The following is a 4,173-nucleotide window of genomic DNA, read 5'->3' on the forward strand; positions in this document are numbered from 1 at the left end:
ATGCATATCCACCTCGACACCCCCGACCTGATGACCCGCGTGCGGCTGGAGTCGCGCTGGCGTTCGGCCGGCGCATCGGTTACCAGCAGTCAGGCGCCGGAGCAGCCCGACCTGGTGGTAGTCGACCTCGGCAGCCGTGGCGTGGAAGCGGTGTCGACCTGGCGCGAGCGCTACCCGGACGCGAAGATTCTCGCCTTTGGCCCGCACGTGGAAGGGGCGATGCTCAAGGCGGCGCGCCAGGCGGGCGCCGACGAGGTTGTGGTCCGTGGCAAGGTGGCCGACCGGGTCGCAGCCAAGCTGGGGGGTGATCGCGCCTGAAGGTACTCGGGCCCCGCAATCCGGGGCCCGCGTTCACGCCGTGGTCGCGCGACGAGAGGCCGACAGGGCGCGCAGGCGGCGGCGCTGCATCTTGAGGCGATACTCCAGTTCCTTGAACTGGGTGCGCAGTTCCGTGCGCACCCAGCGATCGTTCATGGCCTCGCGCCCGGCCCGCATCTTGCGCGCCTGCACCTCCTGCCACTGGTTCACGGTATCGCGGAAACGCTGATACTCCCGCTCCACGGTTGCGCGCCAGGAGTCGTGCGCTGGCCCGGCCTGGTCGGCATTGAGCAGGCGGCGAAACTCGGTGTGCAGCCGTGCGCGCAGGATCTTGAAGCGCGGTGTCCAGCGGCGGTCATACACCAGTCCGGTCCAGGCAAAAAGGTTGATCAGCCACTTCGAGGGGTCGTACTGCCACCAGCGCACCCCGTTGCGGTAGTCCGCCTGAAAGGCGTGGTGGAAGTTGTGGTACCCCTCGCCCCAGGTGAGCAGGGCGACTAGTCCGTTGTCCACGGCGGTGCTGTCGTCACTGTAGGGACGACGGCCCCACCAATGCGCCAGGGAGTTGATGAAGAACGTGAAGTGGTGGCTGACCACCATGCGCAGAATGCCGGCCAGCAGCAGCATGCCGATCACATCCCCGAATGCCAGCCCCAGCAGCAGCGGCAGGCCCAGGTTCAGTCCCCATGCCAGGGTCCAGTAATGCCGGTGCTGCCACATCACCACCGGGTCCTTCGCCAGGTCCTTCACCCGCGAATAGTCGGGCTCGCTGGTGGGCCAGTTGCGCAGCATCCAGCCCATGTGGGCATGCCAGAAACCGCGCTTGATGGAATGCGGGTCGCGTTCCACATCATCCACGTAGCGATGATGCACGCGATGCCGCGCGCCCCAGTTGTAGATGCTGTTCTGCAGCGCCAGGGCACCGCTCAGCGCCAGCAGAACGCGCAATGGCCCCCGCGCCTTGAAGGTGCGGTGCGCCCAGAGCCGGTGATAACCCACCGTGATGCCCAGCCCGCTCAGCACCAGGAACAGGCCAAAAAACAGCCAGGCCGCGCCGCTGAGGCCCTGGGTGAGCCACCACCACGGCACCAGCGTGACCGCGGCCAGGTTGGTCAGGGCAAAGAAAACGGCCGGCGTCCATGCAATCGGGGGGGCACGTTCGGACATGGTGGAGACCTGCTGGCGACGGGAGCGAGCGAAGGTGCTCGCCTATTCATAATAGATGAGACCGCGACCGGCGAAAAAAAGTGCCTTGGCTCCGGACGCTCGGGCGCTGTGCGTTGTCGGATGAGCGTGATTCCCTCGGAGGTGCCGCTCGGCGTCGGGCCTTTCCAGGCACACCGGGCCTCAATGTATGATGCAGTGCCAGGGAAACGCTGATGCAGGTACACACTCGCGTTGGTGCCCCGGGTTTTGCGAGACGGGGTCAGGGCTCCCTTGTGCAGAGTGACTGCACGGCGGTCGGCGCGTCTTGGTCGCAGGCAAAAGCGACTCGAGTGTAAGCGTGTACCTGCATCAGGGTTTCCCTGGTCTGAAAGGGTGTGCCGGAGTGTCCTGTTACGGCTCACCCGGGATTCTTGACGACGTTCCGTCACCCGAGACGGCCCGTTCCGTACAACGATCAAGGGGAGCGATTGATGGGCCTGGGTGTGGGACTCGTGGTGCTGGCGGCCTTCTTCTGGGGGCTGTCCGGCGGGATCGGCGGCATCCTGATGGCCGAGGGCTGGGATGCCTTCGTGGTGTCGTTCTACCGCGGCGCCATCGGCCTGGTGTTCGTGCTCGCGTGGCTCGCCTGGCGGCCGGGCGGCAGCGGCCTCGGCAGTCCCAAACTCTGGTTCTGGTCCGCCGTGGCCGGTTTGGGCGTGGCGGGCAACTTTGCCTTTTACTTCGTGAGTATCGCGAACGGCAGTGTCGCCGTCGCCGCCACGCTGATGTACACCGCGCCAGTGTTTGTCTACCTCGTTTCCTTCGCCCTGAAGCTGGAAAGTCCCACCTCGCTCAAACTGGTGGCGATCGCGCTGGTGATGGTCGGCATCGTGATGCTCACCCAGATCTACGACACCGGCGCGGGCGCTGTGACCCTCATTGGCGCCGGTGCGGGCCTGCTGGCGGGTCTGTCGTACGCCATCTTCATCTTCGGCTTCAAGTACGCCGGTTCGCACGGCAGCCCGCAAGCCGTGCTTTCGATCGCCTTCGCCGTGCTCGTTCTGCTCCTGATGCTTCCGGGGGACAACGCCCAGATGGTCTCCGTACTGACGACCACGGACTGGCCACTGTTCCTGGCACTCGGCGTATTCGGGGCGGGGCTCTCGTTCGCGTTCTACATCAACGGGCTCCGGACCACGGCCCCGGCCGTCGCCTCCATCGTCGCGATGATCGAACCGGTCACCGCCACGCTGTTCGGCGTCGTGATCCTGCACGAAAGCCTGGCGCTGGTGCAGATCATTGGCATGGCCCTGATCCTCGTCACCGTCACCGCGCTGAGCGTCAAGTCCCGCGCCACCCCGCCCATTCCCGAGCCGGAGCGCGACCCCGACTAGGCCGCCCGTTGGTACCCGGGTGGTGTGAAGGCCCGGAAAGCGGCCCCGCATTCCCGGGGCGGCCCGGGGAGCTGGAGCCCGATTGCCGCCAAAGGTGGCTCAGTCGGTCGGCCATCCCGACCAGGTCGCGAAGTCGGCCGCCGCCATGGGCTTCGCGTAGTAATAGCCCTGGGCGAAACGGTAGTTATTGGCGCGCAGGAAGGCCTCGTGCACGGCGTTTTCCACGCCCTCGCCGAGGGCGTGAATGTGGAGGTGGCTGCTCAGTTGCGACAGGCTTGCCACGACGCCCGCCCCGCGTCCATCCGGGGTCTGCGAGACAAAGCTCCGGTCGACCTTGATGATGTTGAACGGCATGTCGATCAGCCGCCTTAGCGACGAATATCCCGTGCCGAAGTCGTCCAGGGCGAGGGGAAAGCCCGCGGCCGCGAGCGCGTCGATGGCGTGGATCACCTCGTCCAGGCCGTGTTCCAGCGCACTCTCGGTAATTTCCAGTTTCACGTGCGCTGGCGAGACGCCCACTTCCCGCGCGATGGCGCTGAAGTGGTCGGCGATGTCCGGGTCCCGCAGCTGGGCCGGGGCGACGTTAACGGACACCCAGAATGCGGCGTTGCCCGGGTGCGCCTGCCAGCGATGCAGCTGGCGGCAGGCGTCCTCGAAGACCTGGGCACCGAGACGACCCATCAGCCCCAGCTCTTCGGCCAGGGGGATGAAGTGATCCGGCCCGATGGGGGCCTGGCCGTCAGGCTGAGGCCAGCGTGCCAGGGCCTCGGCCCCCACCACCTCGCCGCTGGCCAAATCCACAATCGGTTGGTAGTGCAGCACCAGTTCCCGCTCGGTGACGGCACGCTGCAGCTTGCTCTCGAACTTGATCTGCTGGCGCTGTGCCGGCTTGATCGTGTGATCCGCCCAGCGAACGAGCTCCGTGTCGCTGTTGGCCCCGCGTTGCGTGACCTCCTCCGCGCGGAGCACGAGTTCCTGTGCGTCACGGCTGTCGGGCGGCGCGCGGGCGACCCCCGCATAGACCTGGACCTGGAGCGTGTCACCGGCGACCTCGAAGCCCGCTTCCGTCACGGCGGCGACCAGCGCATGGGCCCGTGCCATCAGGTGGCGATCCGCGTCGTCGGCCTCGTCGGTACCCACCGGGATGAGGGCCGCGAAGGTGTGCTCGTGGGAGCGCGCAAGGGATTCATTGGCCTCGAGCCGGTTACCGAGGCGCTCGCCGATATCGTTCAACAGCTGGTTGAGCGCCTCGATGCCGAAGGCCTGATCGACGCGGTCCAGGCGCCTGAAGTGCAGTGACACGATCCCCGTCACC

General features: G+C 66.6%; 4 protein-coding genes. 2 read left to right on the forward strand and 2 right to left on the reverse strand.

Annotated elements, in window-relative coordinates; translation table 11 throughout:
* Window positions 1-318: a response regulator transcription factor gene (locus ACESLR_RS11630; RefSeq protein ID WP_018950899.1), complete on the forward strand. Its 318-nt coding sequence runs from the start codon at window positions 1-3 to the stop codon at window positions 316-318.
* 33 nt (window positions 319-351) lie between these two features.
* Here the strand turns inward: ACESLR_RS11630 and ACESLR_RS11635 are convergent, their stop codons facing one another.
* Window positions 352-1,485, reverse strand: coding sequence for an acyl-CoA desaturase (locus tag ACESLR_RS11635; RefSeq protein WP_373026186.1), 1,134 nt, complete (start codon window positions 1,483-1,485; stop codon window positions 352-354).
* A 470-nt stretch (window positions 1,486-1,955) separates the two neighbouring features.
* On the opposite strand from ACESLR_RS11635, the gene ACESLR_RS11640 reads away from it, so the two are divergent.
* Window positions 1,956-2,858: a DMT family transporter gene (locus ACESLR_RS11640; protein WP_373026187.1), complete on the forward strand. Its 903-nt coding sequence runs from the start codon at window positions 1,956-1,958 to the stop codon at window positions 2,856-2,858.
* Between the two features lie 99 nt (window positions 2,859-2,957).
* On the opposite strand, the gene ACESLR_RS11645 is transcribed toward ACESLR_RS11640, so the two are convergent.
* Window positions 2,958-4,173: putative bifunctional diguanylate cyclase/phosphodiesterase (locus tag ACESLR_RS11645; RefSeq protein WP_373026188.1), on the reverse strand; the 1,216-nt coding region annotated here is incomplete at its 5' end.

Origin of the sequence: Thioalkalivibrio sp., assembly GCF_041685615.1 — a bacterium.
Lineage (GTDB): Bacteria > Pseudomonadota > Gammaproteobacteria > Ectothiorhodospirales > Ectothiorhodospiraceae > Thioalkalivibrio.